Source organism: Acidovorax sp. ST3, assembly GCF_003231145.1.
In the GTDB taxonomy this organism is placed as follows: domain Bacteria; phylum Pseudomonadota; class Gammaproteobacteria; order Burkholderiales; family Burkholderiaceae_C; genus Acidovorax.
This window is the reverse complement of record NZ_QKVP01000005.1, coordinates 425,444-449,750: the sequence shown is the minus strand read 5'-3', so window position 1 is coordinate 449,750 and position 24,307 is coordinate 425,444. Positions and strand designations below refer to the sequence as shown.

The window sequence follows — 24,307 nt, the reverse complement described above, 5'->3', positions numbered from 1 at the left end:
GGTCCCGAATTCAGCTACGGCAGACTTGCACGCAACCAGCCAGCCAACTGCGCGGGTGACTCAGCGACGACCACGTCATCGGAGGCAAACCTCAACGGCGCGGACGGGCTCGCGGCGCAGAGGCTGGTCATCGTGTGGGGGGGATCCAAGCGACTGCCATCGTTGTCCCGGTCTTGCAATGGCACAACTACCCAATAGGCGGCAGACATGACAGCGTTTGAGGCGCAATCAATGGCCCCGGCCGCCCCCCCATCTCCCGTCAGGTAGGCCCGTGCAGTCGACAAAGGAAGAGCTGATGCATTGACCAGCGCCGCAATCAAGTCCGTGACATCCAGATAATTGGCCTCGCCGACGGAATCACCGGTGCGCTCCTTGGAGACGGCCAGATCTGCATCCTGTAAAACATCGGCGTTCGCGGCGCGAAATACGGCGTAACGCGCTCGAAGCTCCTGGGTAGGAATTTCAAGCCCAAGGCTCACGTAGGGAAACCACCCCAGCTGGTTTCCGCTCGAACACGCACCCGCAGTGAGCGATTCGTACCCGGTTGCGACTGCGCTTGTGTCAGGACATGGCAGCCGCCCATTGCGCAACGCGAAGGCACGCAATATCGACTGCAGCTGTTGCGCCTGGGCCCGGCCTCTCTCGATTTGCTGCTGCTGGGAGACAGTCTCGTAAGCGCTGAAGGAGGCCCAGGACAAAAGCCCCGCCACGACCAACGCGACGGACAGCTCAATCATGGACAAGCCTGCCTGCGCTTTGCGAGCACGCCCTTCAAGCAACTGCAATCGCGCCTCAGTCATCACGACTTCCCTGCGTTGGCTGCGCGCCGAGCACCGGATTGCAGATCAGCGGCCTCCGCACTGATGCGCGTGCTGAGCTGCTGCAACTGACTCAGTATCTCTTGTCGGCGCGCAATGTCCTCGGGCTTTGAGCTTCCCGAAATCTTCTGCAACTCTGCGCTAAGCCCTTGGACCTTGGCTGTGCTTTCCAGCATGTTGCGAAGCGTCTGGAAATAGCGTGGATCGGCACTCCCCTGAGACAGTTGTTCCAACTCGTTGATGAGTGCGAGGGCTTTTTCTGGTGAACCGAGTGCTCCGTTGGCCATCAAGGCCGAAATGTCAGAGCGCACTTGGGCCAAACGCTTACGGCGTTCATCAGACGTGATCGCAGTCACAGTAGCGGGTGTCTGCGTCCCGCCAATCTGGGGCGCAATAGACGAAGGCTGCGCACTCGTAGAGCTCTGCACATTGCCGGCCGAGCCCTGCGGCTCCGACCGGGCCGGCACGACGGTGGTCGCCGGTAGTGCAGATCTCGCCGCCACAGAGCCGTCTCGCCCCCCCGCAACCCAGCCTGCGAAGAACACGACAACCAAGACCAAGATGGCCAATCCGCCACCAATCAACACAGGCCTTTTCATGGCCACCCCGCCAATGTCAACGGACTGCAATGATTGAGCGCAAAGCGCACCATTGCGTCCGAAAAACCACCCAACCGTGCATCTCGCTGGCTACGACAAGGGGAGAACATCACAACGCCACCCATATTCAGCCACCCATGCTTTGAGTGACCGACTGCCGCACCAAGTCGTACACAGGCAACAACAGCGCAACGATCAGGAAAAGAAACAAGCCGCCTGCAACCAGAATGATCAGAGGCTTGAGGATTTCCGCGAGCGATTTCACCAACACCTCCAGGCGCTTGCGATAGTCCGCCGCAAGGTGTGAGAGTTGCTGATCCAGGCTGCCGGACTCTTCCCCCACAGAGATCATGCGAACTGCCATCGCGGGAAAGCCACCCACGCGCCGCATGGATGAAGACACGGACTCTCCACGCGAAACCGATTCCGCCACGTGGATGAGTCGGGTACGGTAATAGCGGTTCTTGGTGGCACGCCCCAGAACGCGCAGGCTGGACACCATGTCCACCCCCGCACGCACCAAGATCGAGAGGTGCTCTGTGATATGCGCCATGCCGGAGGACACGAGCAACGTACGAGCAATCGGCAACCGGTGCATCAGGGTATAGGTGGCAAGCTGGAAGCGCTCGGACCGTCTGAACGCAATGACGCCGATAGACACAACGATGACAGTGACCAGCAGCACCCAGGGCAGATGGGTGGACAGCAAGTTAGCAAACGCCACCAGCCCTTCAGTGATGGGCGGCAGTTTCGCCTGCAGCTGCTTGAACAGGCGCGCCATGTTGGGCACTACGTAGTAGATCCAGAAGATGGCGACGCCGATGATGGAGGCGAACACAAACGCCGGATAGATCAGCGCAGTCTTGATGTCACGCCGGATGTTGATCATGCGCTCGACGTGCTCGGCGGCTTCGCCCAGCATGCGGTCCAGAGTACCTGTCTGGTCCCCGATGGAGATCAGGTTGCGCACGGTCTCGGGAAACACGTTGGGGTGCCGATTGAAAGCTTCGGTCATGCCCACACCCGCGTTCAGGTCGTCCAGCATATTGCGAGCAACAGACGCCATGGCCGGATTGCCCACGCTGTGGCTTTCTTCCACCAGGGTGGTCAGCGCATCGAGTGCGGGAACACCCGCGCGCATCATGAGACCCAGGTCGCGAAGGAAGCCTGCAAGGTCCTCGCCCCGCACCTGCTTTCGGAACAGGTGCAAAAGCGCATCGGCCACCACTGCCAGCCATGCAGGAAAACGCCAGAGACTGATCACCGTGCCGTCAGTGTCGGCCTCCAGCCGCAGGCGAGCAGACAAGTCGCGCTTGACTGCCAGGCGCAACAGACCCGAACGCACCCCCCCGTGGGGCAGAAGTACGCGGTAGTAATAAGTGTTGAGATTGGCCATGCAATGCTTCCGCCAAAGCGGCTCAGTCCTCGCCCACGGTGCGGAGGATTTCCTCCATCGTGGTCTCACCTGCCAACACACGGTGCCGCGCCAACGTCAAAATGGGTCGCATGCCTGCTGCCAGCGCGCGCTGGCGCATTTCGGCCCGCGTGGCATCTGAGGCGATGGCATCCGCCAGATCCCGGTTGACCACCAGCATTTCGTACACCGGCAGGCGACCCAGATACCCTGTGTCGCGGCAATGGTGACAGCCGGCGCCATGGAACACCTGCAGCATTTCGCCCGCGGCGCCCTGCCCCAGCCAGCGGCGCTCATCGTCAGTCGCAAGACGTGGCTTGGCGCAATGCGGGCAGATGCGGCGCACGAGGCGCTGGTTGATCACTGCCACCAGGTTTTCGGCGATCGTTTCGGTGTCCACCCCCAAGAGCTTGAGGCGAGGCATTACTCCGAAAATGCTGCCCACGTGCAAGGTAGACAACACCAGGTGACCTGTAGAGGAAGCGTCCAACGCTGCACGCGCGGTCTCCGAGTCCCGGATTTCTCCCACCAGGATGATGTCGGGGTCATGCCGCAGAAAGTGCCGCATGGCATTGGCGAACTCATAGCCCGCACGGCGGTTCACTTCGGTCTGGCAGGCGACAGGGACGCGGTATTCCACCGGGTCCTCCACGGTCAACACATTGCGCTCAATCAAGGGCTGCATGCGCAGCGCGGCATGCAGCGTTGTGCTCTTGCCTGAGCCAGTAGGGCCCGTGATCAAGATGAGTCCGTGAGGACGCGAAAACGCCTTGGCCATGACGGCCACGTCCTCCTCCAGGAACCCTAGGTCCGCCAACCTGTCGAGGTTGCTGCGCTCGGGCAGCAAGCGCAGCACCATGCGCTCGCCAAATTCCGAGATCAAGGTGGAGACACGGATAGTGAAGTTGTGCTCCATCACCTGTGCGGTAAAGCTCCCGTCCTGGGGCAAGCGCTGCTCGCTGGCATCCATGTCAGCCTGCAGCTTTACGTAGACCACCAGACGGTCCAAGGCCGGCGAGAGCGCAAACACAGGACGCAAAACCCCGTCCACCCGCAACAACACCGAACGGCTGCGCGCCGTGGGCGCCAGGTGAATATCCGTCGCGCGTTCGCGCACAGCCAGGTGAAGCATGTGCTCCAACAAGCGCGCAGGGCTGTAGGCACGGTCCACGTCGGCTTCGAGCTTGCGGACCTCGCTCTCGATCAGACGTGCAGGCGGGTGCTCGGCAAAGTAATAGTGCTGCTGGATGGCCTGCGCAACGCTGTCGAACTCTCCCTGAAAGAAATGGCAACCCTTGCCCAGCTTGCGCTGAACAAGCTCGGTCACAGTGTCCGGCTGCGCGTCGCCCAGCACCACCTCGATCAGACCTTCGTCGTTTTCCCGCACGGGCAGGAAACCGTACGTCAGGCACAGCGATCGGTTGAAGATGCCCGCAACCGCTGTATCGGGCTCCGGCATTTCGTCGGCGTTGACAAAGCGCAGCCCGCGCTGGCCAGCGAGTTGACGCGCGACCTCATTGGCACTTGCGAAACCCAGCTCCACCAAAAGGTTGCCCATGGGCACCTTCTCGATCTTCTGCTTTTGCAACACGTAGTCGATGGCGACTGCAGACACAAGGCCAGCATTGACCAAGGCAGCGCCCAGGGAAGGACTCTTGTCACGCAGCACCGCCAGGCGATCCTCGGCCGTAGGGCCTGCGGGCTGCAACTGGCCCGAGGCCTCTAGCAATGATTCAGCGGGGGGATGCATCCTGATGCTCCAGAATTAAGAAGGTCAGTTCGTCGGGTTTGCCAGTGGGCGGCAGACCCTGCTGCAGTTGAAAGCGGGCGAACGCCTCTCCAGTCTTCGAACCAAAAAAACCGTCGTCCGGCTCACGCTTGTCCAGTAGGCCCATGCTCTTGAGCTTGCCCTGCACCTTGCGCGTGACCTGTTCAGCGGCCTCGATGTTGCGCGTGTTGTTGCGCCCCAGCCATGCGACCCAGGACTCCTTGTCCACATTGAAGCGGCACAGGCGAGTCGATGGTTTCAGGGTGTCCCCCATGCCATCAGGCAGACGGTAAACGTGCACGACCTCGTCAGCAGCAGCCGCCGCCTTGAGCTGGCTTTCGCACGCTTCACGCCCGGATACCCCCGCCGAAGGCTGCGGCTTGGATGTCGGTGCAGCTGCCACTAAGGCGACCGCAGAGCTGTCATTGGGCGGAACCGCCGACGCAGCGCCCGACGCCGTCGGCTGGACTGCCTCAGGGGTAGGGGCTGCCGCCACCGCGGCGGCTGGCGCCACATGCTCGCCGGGTTGGGTGGCCAACCCCCAGCTGGCCAAGGCAACGGTTGCTGTGGTGCCCGCCAGCAAGCCAGCAAGCACCCAGGCTTTGCGGCCACGAGTGCCGCCAGTTACCTTGGCAATCGCCGCAGCTTCGTCGCCCAGCGCGGGCAAATCGGCCACCGCACGCTGAACCAGGGATTCCGTCACCACAGATGCCCTGGTACTCGCCAAACCGTACAGACAACGGTCCAGCACCAAGTGAATGCGTCGCAGGTTTCCCTGCGTGGCGCGGTGCAAAACGTCCGCTGCTGCAGGTTCGATGGAAAGGCGCCCCTCTGCGCCCGCAGCATTCACACGAAAGTCGAAATAACGCGTGACTTCATCCTTTTGCAGACCCGACAGGCGAGCGTGTTTGATGATGCGACTCTTGAGCTGACGCAACTCTGGCGTCGCCAGGGTCTCCTCCAACTCAGGCTGTCCGACCAGCAGGATCTGCAACAGTTTTTCCTGGCCGGTCTCCAAATTGCACAACAACCGCACCAGCTCCAGCGATTCCACACTGAGGTTTTGCGCATCATCGATCACCAGCAAGCTGATCTCGCCTGCTTGGTGCCCCGCGATCAGGAACTCTGTGAGTCGCGCCAGTCCCTGCTCCACGGAGTCCGAAGGCGGCAAACCGAAGTCTGACTGTATGGCGGACAACAGGGCGCTGTCTTGCAAAAACGTGTTCAGGATCAGCGCCGAGTGGCAGTTCTTGCCACTGAGGGTGTCCAGCAGGCGCCGCACCAGAGTGCTCTTGCCCAGCCCCACTTCTCCGGTGAGGAGAACAAAGCCCTTACGCGCCTCAATGCAATGCACGATCTCCGCGAAATCCTCCTCCAGCCGCGGCGTGAAGAAGTACGAACCCGCATCCGGTGTCGGCGGAAACGGATTGCGCGACAACCCCAGCGTGGCATAGATGGAATTGGCCGTCATTGGCGTGCAGCGGGTGTGAACTGGGCCAATGCAGCCCGCAGCGCAGCCGAATCTGGTTGCAGTCGCGATGCGGCATCAAGGGTTGCGCGCGCTTCTTCCGTCTTTTGCTGGCGCGACTGGATGCTGGCCAAGTTGATGGCAGCCTCTTCGTCACCAGGCAGTCGCTCAAGGATGGTGCGATAACCATCTGCCGCTGCGGCATCGCGGCCTGCGCGCAGGTCAAACCAGGCTTGAGCGCGCACGAGTCCCAAGGACCCCGCGGGCAGACGCTCCTTCAACGCAGCCAATTCACGCTCGGCATCGGCAGTCCGCGACTCTTTCATGGCAGCGACGAAACGGGCGAAGCGCAGCTCTACGGGTGCATCATCCACGGCAGGGGCTGGAGCCACAGCCGGCGCAGCCGCCGTTGTGGAGCGAGTGACACCACGCGCCTGTCGCGTCGTACTGCTGCGATTCACAGCAGCGGCTGCAGGCGCAACGGTCTCGCCGCGCGGACCAGCCGCCAAAACCGTTTTGGGGGCCGCAGGCTCCACAGCAACTGCCGGAGCGGGAGTCGGTGACTGCACTGGTGCAGGCGCAGGCGCAGGAGCCGCCGCAGCGACAGCGGGAGCTGGCATGGCTGCAGGCGCAGGGACTGCTGGTGCAGGCGCAGCAGCCATCGTAGATGCGGGGGCTGCAGCAGGCGCAGCCGTTTCAGCAACCGGCGAAGTGACCGCCACCGGTGCCGGCGCTGGAGCAGGAACCGGGTTTGGCGCAGCAGCCATCGGCGGCGGCAGAGCCTTGGGCTTCATCTGGGTCTGCCAGACAAACCATCCCAGAATCCCCGCCCCTAATACGACGGCAAAAGCCAGCATGGCATCCAGCCATGCAGGACGGCCACGCACCGCCGCCTTGGAAGCCCTTGCCATGGCAGGCTTGGAATCTTGAGGCGCATCCATGGATTTCAGCGCGTCGTGGATGAGGCTCATAGCACGCGCACCCGCAAGACGATCACCAGTTCACGGCTTCCGTGCACCTTGTTTTCGTTACCGAACAACTTGCCCAGCAACGGCACGTCGGAGACACCGGGTGCGCCGCGATCATTGTTGGAACTGCGCTGGTCGATCAACCCCCCAACCACCACCACGTCACCATCACCCACGTTCAAGGTCGTGGTCAGCCCCTTGTAGCTCACCTTGGGCAGGGAGACCAGGTTATCGCCCCCTACCGAGACCAACTGCAGGCTTGCAGGGTCCACATCGCTCTGCATGGGGTTCAGCAGCAGCTCGATGCGACCATCATCACGCACCATGGGCAGCACGCCCACCATGACGCCGGAGAACACCGTGTCGGTCTGTACGCTGGACGAGGTGGTGGAAGCTCCACCGCCCGGCACAGTCTGCGTCGATGCGGACTGAGAAACGTACCGCGAACTAGTGCCCACCGACAGCAACGCAGGGGTGCCATTGCGTACCTGCACGTTGGGGTTGGACAAGACCTTGAGATTGCCAAACGAACGCAGCGCGTTGATCACGATGCCGTAGTTGCTGCCCTGGTAGGAAACGCCCAGCGCAGGCCCGGCCACGCTACCGATCAGCGCTGCAGGAATGGAAATGGCCCGCGAAGGATAGCCAGTGGCGGCATTTGGCAGCGTGCCCGAACTGCCACCCAGTTGCATGGGCGACGAGCCAAACCCGGCCGCCAGACGGCTGCGCAAAGACGTCCAGTCCACGCCGAACTCGAAGTTATCAGACAGTTGTACGTCGATCAGCTGCGCCTCGACATACACCTGCTTGCCAAGCACCTTGTGCACCTGGGCCAGCATCTTTTCGACCGCCCTCATCTTGGAGGGCCGGGCCTTCACATACAGCGTGCCGGTCATCTTGTTCAGCGTGAAGCCACTGTCCTCGGTCATGGTGGCCAAAGGTGCCTGTGGCAACTGGGCTGGACGTGTAGGGTTGGCACCGCTTCCAATCCAGGGAGAAGAAGAACCCGGCGTCGTCATGGTCAGGTTCTGCTGCTGCATTTGCTGCTGGGCCAGGCGGTCCTGGTTGGCGTCGCCCAGTACCGACTTCAGCGCTGTCTCGATTTCCTGGTACGGGTCCGTGCTACCGCCGCCAGAGCCAGACATGGTCAGGCTGCCCTGCTGGGCGCCCGAACCGCCGCCACCGCTGCTGCCACTGCCGCTTCCGCCTCCACCACCCGAATTGGTACTGCCGAAGACATTACCGCCAGAGCCCATCTGGATGCTGGTCTTGGTGTTGAGAAAGTTCAGCGAGAAGAACTTTTCCTCGGTCAGATTGACCCGCAGCGTGTTGCCACGGAACTCGCCAGCCACGTCGTAAGTACGCAGCACTTCATTGAAGCCTTCGCGCAATGTCACTTGGCGCAAGTGCATATCTGCCAATTGACCGCCCTTCAGCACATTGGGATCAACGATCAGGTTCAGATTTCCTGCGTCGGCAAATGCACTCAGGATCTGGCTGATGCTGGCGCGGGACATGGCCACGTTGATCAGCTTGCCTTCCAGGGGATCGAACACCGGAGCCACTGGAGCAATGACCGGTGCCGCAGCCGTCTTGTTGATTTCGGTCAGCAACATCTGCTGATGCACCAGCAAGCGCTGGGCCTCCTGCGCAGCGTGCTCGCGCATCTGGTCTGCCGCGCTGGTGTCTGGCGGCGGAAGGCTGGCAGCGCTACGGGGCGAAGGGCTGGCGCAACCAGCCAGCACCAGGGCGGCACATACCAGCGCCAATGGCTTGAAAAACGGAGGATTGTTCATATCGCTGTCCTTGGCGCTACTAGCGTGATTTCTTGAAATGGTCATGAGGAGAAGCCAACAGGTACCCACAACGCGATGCACTCATCGAACAGTGCTCGACGCAGTCTGTGTGCTGTCTGCAGGCCTTCGTGGTCATGGCAAGCTCTTGATGGGGCCGGGTTGTCCACCCGGTAGGCCCGAGCGGAATTCCTGGGTATTGATGCTTGCCAGCGATCCGTCGGGCCAGCGCAGCGTGCCCACCCGCAAATCGCCCTGGGGCAGCGTCAGCGTCTGGCGACCCAGCCGCTCCGTGACCACTGCCTCGCTGGGGCGTACCTGCACGACGCGTCCACCACCCTCCAGCCGTGCACCCTGACGGGCCAACTGGCCGTCGATCACCACCGACTGCCGCTCCGATGCCAGATCATCCAGATGCAATGACAGGGAACGGCGCGGCATCTGCACGCTGCCCACCACATCGCTGCCAGGCACTGGCAACGCGATCAGACGCTGCGGATCAGTCCCAGCCGTCGTCGTCTGCGCCTGGATGCGGGACATTGCGCCAAAAGCTTCGGTAACGCGCTCCTGATCCGTCCGCAAAGCAGTTGGCAAGGGCGCCAGCTCCACAGTCATGGGACGCATCGAAGGAGTGCGCGCCTGAGTGAGCTGAAAAACGCCATACAGCCCCCAGCCGAGCAAAAGAATGGCAAGCCCATTGAGAAGTAAAGCCGCGTATTTCATGGTTTCACATTTCCTGGTGCTGCTGCATTGGCCACCAGCTCATACGAGAAAGAACCTGGCAGCGTGAAGGTGGGGTCCACCGCCCGGAGCGTCCAGCCAGCCGCAGACATCTGCGAAACCCAACGCGTCACGGAAGCCGAGGCACCAGCTGCCACCACGCCGTCTACACGGAAGGCCTTTTTGCTCGGTTGCGCACCGCCCAAAGAGTTTGTGGTTTCCAGGCGGACGCGCTGAATCCGAATGTCTTTGTTCGACGCAGCTTTCAACACGGCCATGAACGCCACTGGATCATGGCGCGCACCTTCATCCAGCGTGCGAGAGAACTCAGCCACCGGCAACAGCTTCTGCGGAGCCTCGACCGACGACACCGCCTGGATTCGGCTTTGCAGTGTCTCCAGCTCGGCGCGCTGGTTCATGCCCGCATTGCGCTGCTGATCCGCCAGTTGCCCGACCAGCATGCCCACGATGGCCAGAACGATGCCGACGAGCGCCGTCACCACCGTGATCGGAGCCACCCAGCGTTCTGCACGCCATGCCACCCGCTCCAGACCTGGATTCAGGGCATGGCGGCCTGCCGCCTTACGTGCCAACGCAGGCATGACGGTGTGTACCCGCTCGGAAGCCAGCGTCATCTCCTGCGCGTGCATGACCACTGGTGCACCACCCGCCACGCTGCGTACCGCAGCAAGGCAGGTGTCCACATCGGCGGGCTGCGTGGACCACAGCGTGCCCCACTCAACGGCCTCAGCGCCCAGCCGCGTCAACAACGCACTGTGATTGCTCGTCAGTACCTGGGCCGCACTCGCCATGGCAGATGGCCCAGACCCCAATGCCTGGGTAGAGCCAAAGACCATGCCCTCTTCCGATTGCACGAAGCACATCAGCCGCCGTTGCGTCAGCACGATGCGCGCACCGCCAGAAGCCACGCCGTCACACAGCAGGCCACCCGCCATCATGACCAGACAATGATCGTCCTGCTCCTTGGCCCACTGAGTGCAACGCTGCCACAAGTCCAGCGAAATCGCCGAAAAGAACACTTGAAAGCCGCCCGGCAGCTTGACCAGCCGGTGCACCACCACGTGGGCGGCGCCTTCGACCAGCCCCTGCGTCCGCACACGCTTTTCAACCAGCGCGGCGGCGTATTCCGTCTTGCCTTCGAAACGCCAGACGTCGGTGTAGACGTCGTCCATGTCGAGCACCACCAGCGCACTATGGGTCAAGCGCGGCCATGCAGGAACCTCTTCAACCTGATGCCCGTGGCAGTGCAACCAGCCGGAACTGGCTACGCGATACACATGTTCTGCACTCATGGAGTCACCTTCGGCGATGAAGAAACAGACGCCGTCTGAAAGTGCAGCGTGCCCGTGACGCCCAGCAAAAGCCCTTGGTCGCCCGGCAGCGGGGGTTGGAACAGGCTGGCTTCCGGCGACACCGTGCCGATCTCGAACACGTCCGCAACAAAAATCTGCCCTGCTCCGCCCCGACCCAGTTCGCCCAGGAACTGAGCTGCCTCGACCCGCGTCGCCGGGGCTACGGCACGGCGCAGCCGGCGTTCGCCCCACTGCGACGGGTCAAAGCCCATGCGCTCCACCTGTTGCGAAACGTCTTTGATAGAACGCACCAGTTGCTCGCGCCGCTGCACTTCAGGCACAAGACTGCGGGCGCTTTCGAGCCCCTGCTGCAACTGCGCGAATTGCTGGCGCTCCCAAGCCAGTTGCTTGAGACCGCGTTGCGCCAGCCAGGCTCCACCGCCCAGCAGGGCAGTGGCCAGCGCCAGACAGGCCAGCTTGAGCGTACGGGTGCCGTTCAATTACTGCTCCATGATCCAGTGGGCGGTCAGCAAGATGACCTGGTCTTCGTCAAACGTGCGGCCCGTCGTAGTGCCTGCAGCGCTGCCCGAAGTGTTGTCCACAGCCGCACGAGCATCGCTGTTGTTCATCTGCGTGCTGTTACCGCTACCCACGTTGATGGCAACGCCCTGCGTGTTGTTGGCTTCCCACTGATTGCCGGGCGCATTGGCTTGGTTGGCTGCAGTCTGCTGCGGACGACCTTGGATACGGAAACGACCTTCGCGGGAATCCGGCTTGCCATCAATCACCTGATCCATGAAGCGCGCCAAATCAGGCGTCAAGCCGCGAATCACCATGACGTTCCCTGCGCCGCTGGCAACGCCAGCATCGTTGAACTGGAAGCACACTTGAAGCTCCGCAGGGTTGCCATTGGAGTCGATGTACAGGAAGCGATCTTCGTGACCTTCACCGCGGCCAGGGGGCATACGCACACCGGCACGAGTCATCAGTTCACGCAGGTTTGCGGTGGCTAGCGTGGCATCGCCAGCACCCACCGTGTTGGCTGCATAACCTTGACCGGAGCAAATTTTGCGGCCGCGGTCCGTGAAACTGGCTGGAATGCCTGGAACATTCATGGAGCCCGCGCGGGTACAGGCATTGCCACCGTTGATCGAAGTTTCCGTGCCATCCACCATGTAAGTCGGCGCTTGCTGGCAGTCGCCCACCACCACACCCGTCCGCTGGTAGTACTGGTCGTAGGCCATCTTCCACTGATAGGCAAACTTGTTGACGGCCTTCTGATATTCGGCATTGCGCTGAACATCCTTGGCAATAGCTACAGCACCGATGATCAGGCCGATGACTGCCAGCACGATGGCCAGTTCGACCAAAGTGAAACCTTGCTGGACCTTACGGCCCAGCCCACGAAACGAGTGCATCTTTTTCATTGAAACCTCCGACGAGGGAAATAAGTTGTTTAAAGAGTCAATGGTGGAAGGGCTCACGCCACATCACTGATTCATGCGGTAGATGGCCGTGACGATGGCGATCTGGTCTTCGTCAAAAGCACGATCATTGGTCGTGCCGATCTGGTCACGGTTGGAGGCTTGCCACTCCTGCCCCGGCGCATTGGGATTGGTGCCACCAGCGTTGTTCAGCACGCCCTGGCGACGGAAACGGCCTTCGCGTTCATCAGGCTTGCCGTCGATCATTTGATCCAGCGCGCGTGCCAGGTCAGGCGTCAGGCCGGTGATGACCATTACGTTGCCCATGCCATCACCCACTGCATTCGCGGCAGAGCCATTACCGAGCGGCACGTTCCACTGGAAGCACACCTGGACTTCTTGTGGGTTGCCATTGGTGTCTAGATAGACATAGCGGTCTTCCAGACCTTCCGCACGGCCGGGAGGCATGCGGATACCGGCACGCGTCATCAGGGCACGCAGGTCAGGATCCGTACCAGCGGTGAATCCTCGCGTCATGCCCTGCCCTCGCGCAGCACGGCAAATGGCGTTTGGTGGCGTGACACCAGTCATATTGCGCCCAGAACGTGTACCACCGGCCAGATATCGCTCGCCGTTGACCATGTTCTGGGGCGCTGTCTGGCTATCTCCCAGTACCACGCCAGTGCGCTGGTAGTACTGGTTGTAGGCCTGCTCCCACTGGTCAATGAACTTGTTCTTGATCTTGGTGTACTCGGCATTGCGCTGCACATCCTTGCCGATGGCCACGGCGCCGATGATGAGACCGATGACAGCCAGAACGACGGCCAGCTCAACCAAAGTAAAACCCTGCTGTCCCACTGAACGCGGCCGAAGCGTCATGTTCTTGAATACGTATTTCATGATGTTGTATCCCTCGCCCTGATTACTGGTTCATCTTGTAGATGGCGGTCAGGGTGATGACCTGCTCTTCGTCCCGAGTGTTGCCCGCGCCGGCGGCGGTGGTAGCACCCGCTCCACGCCCGTAGGTGTTATTGGCAGACCACTCCACCCCTGGTCCATTGGGCGTTCCGTTGGCCACACCCCTCAATCGGAAACGGCCTTCTTGCGCATCGGGCTTGCCATCGATCATTTGATCCAGCATTCGAGCGAGATCAGGAGTCAGCCCCGAGATGACCATCACGTTGCCAGCCCCTTCCGGCGAGGTAGGGCGGTTCCACTGGAAACACACTTGAACCTCCTGAGGAGAGCCATTCGTATCGGTGTAGACGTAGACGTCTTCCTGGCCCTCGGCACGCCCTGGGGGCATGCGAATGCCTGCCCGGGTCATGTACGCACGGAGGTCATTGACATTTGCAGTAAATGGGTTGTTGGAGCGCATAACACCAGCTTCCGGATTGCGCGCGCAAACGGGTGCTGGCTCTGCACCGGCCGCAACTAGCGTTGCCATGTTCCCGCCAGAAGTCGGGTTATTGCCGGTCGCCACATAAGCGGCACCGTTGACCATGATGCGGGGCGCCGTCTGGCTATCGCCCACCACCACGCCGGTGCGCTGGTAGTACTGGTTGTACGCCTGCTCCCACTGGTCAATGAACTTGTTCTTGATCTTCGTGTACTCGGCATTGCGCTGCACATCCTTGCCGATGGCCACGGCGCCGATGATCAAGCCGATGACGGCCAACACAACAGCCAATTCCACCAGGGTAAAACCACCCTGCGTCGCTCGGGAACCGGGAGAACAGTGTGCGCGCCGAGCAGGCAGGACGGAGAAAAGTGATCGCATGATTTCCTCAGGCGTTGAAAGAAGAGTGAGCGCGGAGATTACTAAACGTAACGAAAGTAAACAATTAAAAATTGGCGTCAGCGAACTACGCGTTTCGCATCCTTCAGCCGCCTCGCGGCACTGCTGGAAACGCTTGCTTAGTGGCATCCGACCCGCATCCCATCCATCTATTTTTTTGATATGAATCAATGGCTTACAGCCATTCTTTGTCTAACCACCAACTTCAGAAGATGGTGCGCAAGCATCGCGCAAGTGCCCTCGCATAGCCATAGTGCGTATGTATTAGTGACACAACAGCAACAAAAACAAACAATTAGTCATACTTTTCAATAGCTCATAGCTATCGAAAAGTTCAGGGTTTTCCTGACCAAAAAATCCAGGGAATTCAGAACTTGCCAACAGGCTTGGCGTCTGCGCCAACCTCACACGGACAGGCAGGTGGAAAGGCTCCGCAAAGTGAGCAACATTTAGCGAGCGCAGAACCTCCCGCCAAAGGTCGGGGCGGAGATGGTCGCGGCTACCCAACCCTCGCAGGGTGCAGCTGCAAGGCATGTGTGTGGGTATAAACCACCGGCATAACAAACCAGGGGCGTATGCGCGTTGCGCCCCTTCTCAACACTGCTTCATCTCTTTGATCGCAGATGCAGAAGATCCTATGCGGTGTGACGTCAGCGTTGCTCAACCCACCGCCGTCCACTTCTGCTCGCTGGCCGCAGAGGCCACTACGCGTTCGATGAATCGAACGCCGCGCGCACCGTCCTCAACACGCGGGTAGTCAGCATGCAGCGGGTCGGCTGCCGTGCCTGCCTGCCGTGCGCGGATGTCTGCGGCCACGCCCAGGTAGACGTTGGCAAAGGCTTCGATGAAGGCCTCGGGGTGGCCCGCTGGAATGCGCCCGGCATGCAGCGCGGCCGGGCTGAGCCACGGTGAGCCGCGCGTGAGGATGCGGCGCGGGCCGTCCACGGGGGAGTGGATGAGCTGGTTGGGTTCTTCCTGCCGCCAGGTGATGGTGCCCAGCGTGCCGGACACCTGCAGGCGCAGGTCGTTCTCCAGCCCCGCTGCCACTTGCGATGCCACGATGAAGCCGCGTGCGCCGCTGTCGTAGCGCAGCAGCAGCTGGGCGTCGTCGTCCAGCCGCCGCCCGGCGCCAAAGGTGGTGAGGTCGGCACACACCCAGGCGGGGTGCTGGCCGGTGACGGTGGCGGCCAGGTTTTCGGCGTGTGATCCGATGTCCCCCAGGGTTCCTGCGCTGCCGCTGCGCGCCGGGTCCAGCCGCCAGTCGGCCTGCTTGTTGGCGCCGCCCTCTTCCACTGCTGTGGCCAGCCAGCCCTGGTTGTATTCGACGGTGATCTTGCGGAGCTGGCCCAGCACACCGCTGTGCACCAGGTGGCGCGCCTCACGCACCATCGGGTAGCCGGTGTAGTTGTACGTGACGCCAAACACGGTGCCCGCCTTATTCACGGCGGCCACCAGCTCGTCGGCCTGCGCGCGGGTGTGCACCAGCGGCTTGTCGCACACCACATGGAAGCCCGCCTGCACAAACGCCAACGCCACTGGGTGGTGCACATGGTTGGGGGTGACGATGCTTACCAAGTCGATGCGCTCATGCGCCGGGCGGCGCAGTTCGTCTGCCAGCAGGTCCTGCCAGCTGCCGTGGTTGCGCTCGTCCGCCAGGCCCAGCTCGGCGCCGGATGCGCGCGCCCGCTCGGGCGATGACGAGAGCGCACCCGCCACCAGTTCAAACTGGCCGTCGAGCGCCATCGCCTTGCGGTGCACCGCGCCGATGAAGGCGCCATGGCCGCCGCCCACCATGGCGTAGCGGAGCTTTTGGGGACTGGACATACGAAACGCCTTTGCTCGCGGTGTGTTGTTTGTTGTTATGGGTTTGAAAACTGGGCAGCGGCTAGGCCTGCTTGTCGCGCGCAAACACGGCGTCGAACGCACCGGCGGCGGGCTTGAAATCCAGCCGCTTGCAGAACGCAGCACTCTCGGTGGCGCCGTGCACGCGGTCCATGCGGCTGTCTTCCCACTCCACCGAGAGAGGGCCCTGGTAGCCGATGTCGTTCAGCGCAACGATGAGGGATTCGAAATCGATCATCCCGCGCCCCACGCTGCGAAAGTCCCAGTGGCGCCGCGCATCGCCAAAGCTGGTGTGCCCGCCAAACACGCCCACGGTGCCGTCGCCCTTGCCCCACCACACGTCCTTCATGTGGGCGTTGTAGATGCGATGGCCAAACTGGCGGATGAACTTGATGTAGTCCACGCCCTGGTAGGCCAGGTGGCTCGGGTCGTAGTTGAAGCCAAAGCGCTTGTTGCCGCCCACCGCCGCAATCGCGCGCTCGGCCGAGGCGATGTCAAAAGCGATCTCGGTGGGGTGCACTTCGAGTGCAAAGTTGATGTCGTGCTGCTCGAACACATCCAGGATGGGGCCAAAGCGCTTCGCAAAATCGGCAAAGCCCTTGTCCCAGTATTCCTGCGTGGTGGGCGGGAAGGCATAGATCGAATGCCACACCGACGAGCCGGTGAAGCCCGTCACCGTCTTCACACCAAACTTCGCGGCAGCACGCGCCGTGTTGGCCAGCTCGGCCGCCGCGCGCTGGCGCACGCCTTCGGGCTCGCCATCGCCCCACACATGGGGCGGCAGGATGGATTGGTGGCGCTCGTCGATCAAATCGCACACGGCCTGCCCCACCAGGTGGTTGCCGATGGCAAAACACTGCAGGCCGTGCTGGGCCAGCAGTGCATGTTTGTCCTTGACGTACTGGGGCGACGACAGCGCCTCCTGCACGTTGAAATGGTCGCCCCAGCAGGCCAGCTCCAGGCCGTCGTAGCCCATGCTTTTGGCCAGGGGCGCGAGTTGCGCCAAAGGCAGGTCGGCCCACTGGCCGGTGAAGAGGGTGACGGGTCTTGGCATGGCGGCTCCAAGGGGCGTGTGGTTGCGGATGTACAAGCGGCAAGCAGCTATCTTTTCAATAGCTGCTTGCGCTTTATGAATAGGCGCTAGCTGCCTATTTGGTTCAGAAAAACCATCAGAATGGAGAGTCCGGGAAGTAGAAGTCCTTCGCCGTTTCCTTGGTGATCAGCACCGACGGAATGATGGTATTGGCGGGCAGCTTCTCGCCCTTGATACGCGCCTCGGCCGTGAGCTTGATCGAGTCGTAGATGAACTTGGGGCTGTACGACACATTGGCCTGGATGAGCGGGTTGCTGCCGTCCATCAGCGTCTTGATCATGCCCTTGGCACCTGCGCCGCCAAACACCAGCTTGATGTCCTTGCGCTTGGCCTGCTCGATGGCCTTGAGCACGCCCACGGCCATGTCGTCATCGGCGGCCCACACCGCGTCGATCTGTGGGAAGCGGGTCAGGTAGTCCTGCATCACCTTGAAGGCGTCGTCGCGGTTCCAGTTGGCGTATTTGGCATCCAGCAGCTTGATGCCGGGGTGGTTCTTCAGCACGCTGTTGAACGCGTCCATGCGCTCGTTGTCCAGCGTGGTCGCAATGCCGCGCATGGCCACCACGTTGCCCTTACCGCCCAGCGCCTTGGCGATGTACTCGGCCGGAATCTTGCCAAACGCCGTGTTGTCACCGGCCACATATGCGTCCTGCGCGCTGGTGTCGGTCAGGCCCCGGTCCACCACCGTCACGTACACGCCCTTGGCCTTGACCTGGGCTACGGGCTTGGTCAGCGCGGCGGATTCGAACGGGAAGATCACCAGCGCATTGATCTTGTTCACCGTCACCAGGTCTTGCAATTGGTTGGCCTGCTCGGGCGCGCCACCTGCCGTCTTGACGATCACCTGCAGGCCGGGGTGGGCCTTCTCCAGGTCCTTCTTGGCCTGGTTGGCCCAGTACACGATGCCGCCCGTGAAGCCGTGCGTGGCCGACGGAATGGCCACGCCCACCACCGTTTTGTTGGCCTGCGCCATGGCGGGGGCGGCCAATGCCAAGGCGGCGGCGCCCACGGCCGAGAGGGCCAGGCGGCGGGTGAAAGAAAGTTGGCTGTTCATGCGTTGTCTCCTGTTGCTTTGGAATATGGCCATGGAAGCTGGCCGGCTGGGGAACACGAAAGTCAAACGACTTACCGAGAAAACCGAAGATCCATCACCGCTTGCCCCTTTGCATGAAGGCGACGGCAATGATCACAAAGCCCTGCACCGCTGCATTCAGGTACACACTGATGATGCTGGTGAGGTTGAGGATGTTGCTGATGACCGAGAGCAGGATGGCGCCCACCACCGTGCCGGTGATGCTGCCCGCCCCGCCCTTCAACACCGTGCCGCCCACGATCACCGCAGCGATCGCCTCCAGCTCCCACAGCAGCCCCGTGGTGGGCGATGCGGACCCCAGGCGCGGCACGTACAGCAGCGTGGCGATGCCCACGCACACGCCGAGCAGCATGTAAGTGAGGATCTTGATCTTGTGCACATCCACCGCCGCGTACTGCGCCACCTGCTCGTTAGAGCCGATGGCCTGCACATAGCGTCCATAGGCCGTGCGGTTCAGGATCACGCCGCCGATGACAGCCACCAGCAGAAAGATCCACACGGGGATGGGCACACCCAGCAGGTTGGCGTAGTACACGGGGCTGTAGATGTCCGACAGATCGTTCTCCAGCGTGATGGCCCCGCCGTTGGAGAAGTACGTGAGGTACGCACGGAAGATGCCCAGCGTGCCCAGCGTCACGATGAAGGGCTCGATGCGCCCCTTGGTGATGAGCAGGCCGTGCACCAGCCCGAACACCGCGCCCAGCACCACCGCCAGCAGCATGCCCACCACCACGGCCGCCATGGGCGAGCCCAGCACGGGCGCCATGGCGTTCATGAACAGGATGACCGAGCCCGCAATCAGCGCCGCCATCGACCCCACCGACAAATCGATGCCGCCCGAGATGATCACAAAGCACATGCCCACCGCGATGATGCCGATGAAGGCCGTGCGCGTGAGCACGTTCATCACGTTGTCGTAGGTGGCGAAATTGCTATTGAGCAGCGTGCCCGCAATGCACAGCAGCACCAGCCCGATGACCGGGCCCAGCCCGTGCAGCTTGCCCCACCAGGCCGTGGCACCGCCGTGGCGGCCTGCACCGGGTACCACGGGTGGTGCGGGTGCTGCGGCAACCGCTGCGGTGGATGCGTTTTCAGCGGGTACCTGTGGCATGGGCTATCAACTCCTCTTCGGTCAAATGGGGTTCTTGCAGCGTGGTCTGCAGCCGCCCTGCCCGCATCACCGCCACGCGGTGGCACAGGCCGATCAGCTCCATCAGTTCGGAAGAAATCACGATCACCGCCAGCCCCTGCTCTGCCAGGCGCTGCACCAGGTGATAAATCTCGCGCTTGGCGCCCACGTCCACGCCGCGCGTGGGCTCGTCCAACACCACCACGCTGGGGCCGGGGTGCAGCACCTTGGCCAGCGCCAGCTTTTGCTGGTTGCCGCCCGACAGCGACGACGCGCGCACATCGAGCGACCCGGTGCGGATGCCGAACTCCTGCACCGCATCGCGCAGCGCAGCCTGCTCGGCCGCCGGGTCGAGCCAGGGCTTGGCATAGCGCTCCAGCGCCATCAGCGTCAGGTTGGGCCGCAGGCTGAAGTGCACGTGCAGGCCCTTGCCCTTGCGGTCTTCGCTCAAATACGTGAGGCCGTGGCGCGCCGCATCGCGCGGGCTTTTCAAATTCACCGGCTTGCCCGCCAGCTCCACCGTGCCGGCCGAGCGCGGGCGCAGGCCCAGCAGGCCTTCGAACAACTCCGTGCGGCCAGCGCCCACCAGCCCGGCAAAGCCCAGAATCTCGCCGCGCCGCACGTCAAAACTCACGTCCTCGGCCCAGCCCGGCACCGTGAGGCCGCGCACCTTAATGGCGGGCTCTCCACCCGCAGGCGCAGGCAGCTTGGGCGGGAACAAATCCGCCAGCTCGCGGCCCACCATCAGGTTGGCCATCTGCCGCCGCGTCACGCTGGCCGTGGGCTCGCGCGCCACCAGCAGGCCGTCGCGCATCACCACCACCTCGTCGGTGGTGCGCTCCACCTCGTCGAGCTTGTGCGATATGTAGATGATGGTCACGCCCGCGGCCTTGAGCCCGGCCATCAGCGCAAACAGGCGCTCCGTCTCGCCCGGGGTCAGCGTAGCGGTGGGCTCGTCCATGATGAGCAGGCGCGCATTGCGGGCCAGCGCGCGGGCAATCTCCACCAGCTGCTTTTCGGCCACGATGAGCTTGCGCACCCGCGTGTCGGGGTCCAGCGGCAAACCCACCTGTGCCAAAGCAGCGCGCGTCTTCTCGCGCATCGCCTTGTCGTCGAGGAAGGGGCCCCTCTTGATCTCATGGCCCAAAAAGATGTTCTGCGCAATCGTCAGGTCGTCCGCCAGGTTGAACTCCTGGTGGATGAGCACAATGCCCTGCGCCTCGGCCGCGCGCGAGCCGCCACCCGGGGCGCGCACCGCGCCGTCCACCACCACCTCACCGGTGGTGGGGCTCTCGTACCCCGCCAGAATCTTCATCAGCGTGGACTTGCCCGCGCCGTTCTCGCCCAGCAGGCCGTACACCCGGCCCGGCTGCAGCGCAAAGCCCACGCCGTGCAGCACGCGCACGGGGCCAAACTCTTTGGTGACGTTGCGGAACTCGATGGCTACGCTCATCGCACCGCCCCCACACCAACGCCCGCACCCGTCACCGAGCCCGCGCGCGACAGGCTCTCCTGCATCGCCAGCACGCCCGCGCCCACCACACCGGCATCGTCGGCCAGCGGCGCGTATTGAATCTCCAGATGCCGCGTAGAAAGCGCCAGCGACCGGTGGTACACGCTTTGCCGCACCGACGCCAGGAACAGCGGCCCCATGTCCGTCACCCGCCCCGCAATGAACACATGCGACGGGTTGAAGAAGTTGACGATGGACGCCAGCATCTGCCCCACCAGGCTGCCCGCGCGCTGGATGATGGCGTTGGCCGCCACATCGCCCGCCCGGCTGGCCTGGGCCACGTCTTCAATGGTCAGCGTGCCCGTGCTTTGCAGCCGCTCGGCCAGCAGCGCGCTTTCGCCACGCTGCGCGGCCTCGGTGGCCATGCGTGCCATGGCGGGCGCTGCGGCCATGGCCTCCACACAGCCCTGGTTGCCGCAGTGGCAGCGCGGGCCGTGCTGGTCCACACAGATGTGGCCCACATCGCCCGCCGAGCCATTGGCGCCCCGGTACACCTGTCCGTGGCACACGATGCCGCAGCCAATACCCGTGCCCACCTTGATGACCAGAAAGTTGGGCAGATTGCGCTGCAGCCGGTACATCTCGCCCAGCGCCATCAAGTTCACGTCGTTGTCCACAAACACCGGCGCGGCAAACGCCTCGCGCAGGTAGTCGCGGATGGAAAAGCCGTCCCAGTCGGGCATCAGCGGCGGGTTGACGAGCTGCCCGCTTTCAAAATCCACCGGCCCCGGCACGCCCATGCCAATGGCAATCACCTGGTTGGGCGCCAGCCCGCAACGCGCCAGCAACTCGCGCATCAGCCCCCGCACCCGCGCCAGGATCACGCCCGGCCCCTGGCGCACATCAATCGGCTCGCGGTGCCGCGCCAGCACCGTCATGTCGGGGCGCATCACTGCGACCTGCATGCTGGTCGCACCCAGGTCGGCGCCAATCACCACGCCCAGTGTTTCGCTCAAACGCAGGGTTTCGGCTCGCCGGCCGCCGGAGGATTCCTGCAGGCCCACCTCGTCGAGCAGGCCTTCATCCAGCAACGCCGCCACCATGGCGTTGGCCTTGCTCTTGGAATAGGCCAGGCGCTGCGCCAGCGCATTGCGCGACGCGCCGGCAGACCAGAAGATGGTCTGCAAGACGTCCAGGTCTTCGGTGCCGCAGTGACTCCAGCGGGTGGATGGCAAGGCTTGTCTCCTGTCATGTTTTTGTGCAGCACCTCATGGGGGTGGGTGCTTGACAGGGATGCTATGCGGTCTACTTTGGCCGGGCAAGACTGAACTTTGACCAATTTTCGGCGAAACAAATTCATGCATTGGCGCGCGCGATGTCTTACCCCACGTTCACACGTATCACTTCAGCTGTCGAACGCCGGACTTGTACCTATTGAAGGTTCGTTGACATTGCCTCGCTCCTATGAGTCACACTACTACCATTAGCAACGCCCATTGGAAACGCCGCCAACATAGGCTTTCGTTGTGCGACGGTGTTTTCTGCAAAAAGGAGAGGAATGCAATGACGAAGTCAGCTGTTAAGAAGAGTGGAGTGGTGGTGTCCGTACTCAACATGAAGGGAGGGGTCGGAAAAACGACCATTTCTGCGCATGTCTTTCGTCACTTGTATCGACACTTGCTGAAATCTACGGTCTTGCTTGATTTTGATCCACAATTCAACCTCACTCAGACAATAACAACACAAGCAGACTACGAAAAGTTAAAAGCTGCAAAAAAGACTGTTCTATCCGTAATGGAAGATCATTCTTCTCCATCAATTTTCAAAACCAGCGCAAGCAAAGAGATCATTCCAAAACTTGACGATGTTGCGGTGAAATTACGGCAAATATCCAATAACACAAGTATTAATCTTTCTTTCGTGCCTGGCGATTTTGACATTGTCAAATACGCATTGATAACTGATCCAAAAGTGCTCGACTCGGCGAAGCAAAGGTTCATGCAATTTGTAAGCAATGCAAGGCAGGAAAAGGATGTGGTTTGTATCGACTGCAACCCCAGCAGTTCTTTCATGACAACCTGCGCATTAGAGGCGGCTACGCATGTGCTTGTACCTGTAAGACCGGACAGATACTCGTTACTTGGACTTAAACTATTAGATCAATTTATATCGGATTTGCCAGCAATAAACCCCAAACCAAAACTGATCGTACTGCTAAATGGGGTAAAAACTCACGGCTATGATCCAATCGTCGAGAATACCCTTCGAAGCGATCCAAAATTTGGAGCGGCCACCATGGCAGCAACGCTGCAAGTTTCGAAGCTTCTTGAGGCCTCGCAGGGCTATACCGGTTTTGCCACCGATAAAAAACAAAGTTGGCGCGTCACCCCGCAAATCACAAAAATCGTGGATGAACTTGGAAAGGCTCTTGGACTATGAACGCTAATTTACTCAAGCGCCTATATATGCTTTTGGCAGCAACAAATCTTTCAACAAAAGAAATCGAAGCGCTTGCACTGCAATTAAAAAATGTCGAAACTCATCAATTTGTTAACGCAGTAAAATTTGCAAAAAAATTAATTGAAGAATTTCCCGAAAATTCCCCCGAATTAGAAGACGCACCATTGCACCTTAGTGCCACATCGAATGTTCCCAAAAAAATCAGTAGCCTACTAATCGATGAAGCCCGTCTACCTAAGACTTTTGCAATGGAACTCTTAGCACAAGAAATAAAATCTCGTGTTCCGTGGATTGAAATTCCGCGAGATTCCAAAAAGGGATTTGAAGCATGGATTAATCGTCTGCTTTTCCAAGTCACCGAGAGCGAACTACTACATATTGCAACAGTCATCCGTAACAAATATGTGCACACCAGACCTTCAGATTGGCGATTGAAATGACGCCGCCCTCTGTGCCACTTTCACATCAGGCTGAAATTATTAAGCTCGCGGATGCGGTAAGTGCATTTTCCGCAACCTCGGGGGAGAGAATCTCAATTCTTGTTGAGAAAAATGCATTGCTACTTTTGCATTGGCTTGATTATCTAGAAAAATATTGCCTAACACAATCCGCCGACTGCCTTTTGCTATCCGCCAAAAGCTCTCTTCGGGAGGTAGACGCTTGCTTGGCTTTAGGGTTAATGCGTCCATCCATCCTAGCACTTCGCTGCGAAATAGACTTAATTCTTTCATGGCTTTATTTCAAAGATCACGCCGTGGAATGGGAACATGTCAACGCGACAGGAAATGGATTCAAACTAAAAACCGAGCTCATTACCTACATAGGCACTCATTATCAAAAATTTGGGAAACGCTGGGGAATACTAAGCCAAATTAAAAAACGCAAAGAAGAAGATCCGTATAAGCTTCTATCCGCACACATTCATCTACAAAGCGAACATGTTTTACCCGCTTTAGGCGAATTGCATGAATTGGTTAAAAATGCAGACCAATGCATTGATTGCGCTGCGGCAGTGTATGAGGTCGCAGAATATCTCAATGACATTCTGATTTGCGTATATGCAGATGCCTGGCACGCGCTACCTCAACCATTGAAAACATCCATCGAAGAAAGGTTCATAACTCCGGCGCAACGAAAGGAGTTTTTTGTTTGAT

The 24,307-nt window shown here is 60.9% G+C and carries 22 protein-coding genes; 3 read left to right on the top strand and 19 right to left on the bottom strand.

All coding sequences use genetic code 11. The features are described 5' to 3' along the window. Positions 1-14 precede the first annotated feature (14 nt). The 19 genes from DNK89_RS18265 to DNK89_RS18175 form a co-directional block, all read right to left on the bottom strand. Positions 15-800 carry a type II secretion system protein gene (locus tag DNK89_RS18265; RefSeq protein ID WP_110961238.1) on the bottom strand — a complete coding sequence of 262 codons (786 nt, stop codon included), beginning with the start codon at positions 798-800 and terminating at the stop codon, positions 15-17. Further along, entirely contained in the window at positions 800-1,417 is a 618-nt protein-coding gene (locus tag DNK89_RS24420) for a hypothetical protein (RefSeq protein ID WP_161958952.1), read from the bottom strand. Before DNK89_RS24420 ends, DNK89_RS18265 begins: the two co-directional genes overlap by 1 nt. 127 nt (positions 1,418-1,544) lie before the next feature. Continuing rightward, positions 1,545-2,813: a type II secretion system F family protein gene (locus DNK89_RS18255; RefSeq protein WP_110961236.1), complete on the bottom strand. Its 1,269-nt coding sequence runs from the start codon at positions 2,811-2,813 to the stop codon at positions 1,545-1,547. A gap of 22 nt (positions 2,814-2,835) precedes the next feature. Then, positions 2,836-4,581, bottom strand: a complete 1,746-nt coding sequence (locus DNK89_RS18250) for a GspE/PulE family protein (protein WP_110961235.1) — start codon at positions 4,579-4,581, stop codon at positions 2,836-2,838. After that, a complete protein-coding gene (locus DNK89_RS18245; RefSeq protein ID WP_110961234.1) occupies positions 4,565-6,070 on the bottom strand; it encodes an ExeA family protein in 1,506 nt (501 codons plus the stop codon). The genes DNK89_RS18250 and DNK89_RS18245 overlap by 17 nt, the downstream gene beginning before the upstream one ends. Next, on the bottom strand, positions 6,067-6,441 hold the full coding sequence (locus DNK89_RS24415; protein WP_161958951.1) for a tetratricopeptide repeat protein: 375 nt from the start codon (positions 6,439-6,441) through the stop codon (positions 6,067-6,069). Before DNK89_RS24415 ends, DNK89_RS18245 begins: the two co-directional genes overlap by 4 nt. 593 nt (positions 6,442-7,034) lie before the next feature. Continuing rightward, positions 7,035-8,831 (bottom strand): pilus (MSHA type) biogenesis protein MshL, encoded by a 1,797-nt coding sequence (mshL, locus tag DNK89_RS18235; protein ID WP_110961232.1) that lies wholly within the window; start codon positions 8,829-8,831, stop codon positions 7,035-7,037. Between the two features lie 132 nt (positions 8,832-8,963). Then, entirely contained in the window at positions 8,964-9,551 is a 588-nt protein-coding gene (locus DNK89_RS18230) for a hypothetical protein (protein ID WP_110961231.1), read from the bottom strand. After that, positions 9,548-10,846, bottom strand: a complete 1,299-nt coding sequence (locus DNK89_RS18225) for a hypothetical protein (RefSeq protein WP_238990865.1) — start codon at positions 10,844-10,846, stop codon at positions 9,548-9,550. Before DNK89_RS18225 ends, DNK89_RS18230 begins: the two co-directional genes overlap by 4 nt. 11 nt (positions 10,847-10,857) lie before the next feature. Then, entirely contained in the window at positions 10,858-11,361 is a 504-nt protein-coding gene (locus tag DNK89_RS18220) for a hypothetical protein (RefSeq protein WP_110961229.1), read from the bottom strand. Then, the gene (locus DNK89_RS18215; protein WP_110961228.1) at positions 11,362-12,288 is read right to left on the bottom strand and encodes a type II secretion system protein; all 927 of its coding nucleotides are present in this window, start codon (positions 12,286-12,288) and stop codon (positions 11,362-11,364) included. It lies immediately after the preceding gene. A 63-nt stretch (positions 12,289-12,351) separates the two neighbouring features. Next, positions 12,352-13,185 carry a type II secretion system protein gene (locus DNK89_RS18210; RefSeq protein ID WP_110961227.1) on the bottom strand — a complete coding sequence of 278 codons (834 nt, stop codon included), beginning with the start codon at positions 13,183-13,185 and terminating at the stop codon, positions 12,352-12,354. Between the two features lie 22 nt (positions 13,186-13,207). Then, positions 13,208-14,065: a type II secretion system protein gene (locus DNK89_RS18205; RefSeq protein WP_110961226.1), complete on the bottom strand. Its 858-nt coding sequence runs from the start codon at positions 14,063-14,065 to the stop codon at positions 13,208-13,210. 678 nt (positions 14,066-14,743) lie between these two features. Continuing rightward, a complete protein-coding gene (locus DNK89_RS18200; RefSeq protein ID WP_110961225.1) occupies positions 14,744-15,907 on the bottom strand; it encodes a Gfo/Idh/MocA family protein in 1,164 nt (387 codons plus the stop codon). Positions 15,908-15,968: 61 nt separating this feature from the next. Continuing rightward, positions 15,969-16,979 carry a sugar phosphate isomerase/epimerase gene (locus DNK89_RS18195; protein WP_110961343.1) on the bottom strand — a complete coding sequence of 337 codons (1,011 nt, stop codon included), beginning with the start codon at positions 16,977-16,979 and terminating at the stop codon, positions 15,969-15,971. A 115-nt stretch (positions 16,980-17,094) separates the two neighbouring features. Then, the gene (locus tag DNK89_RS18190; RefSeq protein ID WP_110961224.1) at positions 17,095-18,072 is read right to left on the bottom strand and encodes a substrate-binding domain-containing protein; all 978 of its coding nucleotides are present in this window, start codon (positions 18,070-18,072) and stop codon (positions 17,095-17,097) included. 94 nt (positions 18,073-18,166) lie between these two features. Further along, complete coding sequence (locus DNK89_RS18185; RefSeq protein ID WP_203422361.1) at positions 18,167-19,222, bottom strand: ABC transporter permease; 1,056 nt, start codon at positions 19,220-19,222, stop codon at positions 18,167-18,169. Continuing rightward, positions 19,203-20,693, bottom strand: coding sequence for a sugar ABC transporter ATP-binding protein (locus tag DNK89_RS18180; RefSeq protein ID WP_110961223.1), 1,491 nt, complete (start codon positions 20,691-20,693; stop codon positions 19,203-19,205). Before DNK89_RS18180 ends, DNK89_RS18185 begins: the two co-directional genes overlap by 20 nt. After that, a complete protein-coding gene (locus DNK89_RS18175; protein ID WP_370220934.1) occupies positions 20,690-21,928 on the bottom strand; it encodes an ROK family transcriptional regulator in 1,239 nt (412 codons plus the stop codon). Before DNK89_RS18175 ends, DNK89_RS18180 begins: the two co-directional genes overlap by 4 nt. Positions 21,929-22,256: 328 nt before the next feature. Between DNK89_RS18175 and DNK89_RS18170 the strand changes: the two genes are divergently transcribed. The 3 genes from DNK89_RS18170 to DNK89_RS24300 are packed head-to-tail and all read left to right on the top strand — an operon-like array spanning position 22,257 to position 24,306. Then, positions 22,257-23,132: a ParA family protein gene (locus DNK89_RS18170; RefSeq protein ID WP_161958950.1), complete on the top strand. Its 876-nt coding sequence runs from the start codon at positions 22,257-22,259 to the stop codon at positions 23,130-23,132. Beyond that, positions 23,129-23,593, top strand: a complete 465-nt coding sequence (locus DNK89_RS24305) for a hypothetical protein (protein ID WP_153064296.1) — start codon at positions 23,129-23,131, stop codon at positions 23,591-23,593. The genes DNK89_RS18170 and DNK89_RS24305 overlap by 4 nt, the downstream gene beginning before the upstream one ends. Continuing rightward, positions 23,590-24,306, top strand: a complete 717-nt coding sequence (locus DNK89_RS24300) for a hypothetical protein (RefSeq protein WP_153064295.1) — start codon at positions 23,590-23,592, stop codon at positions 24,304-24,306. The genes DNK89_RS24305 and DNK89_RS24300 overlap by 4 nt, the downstream gene beginning before the upstream one ends. Position 24,307 lies beyond the last annotated feature (1 nt).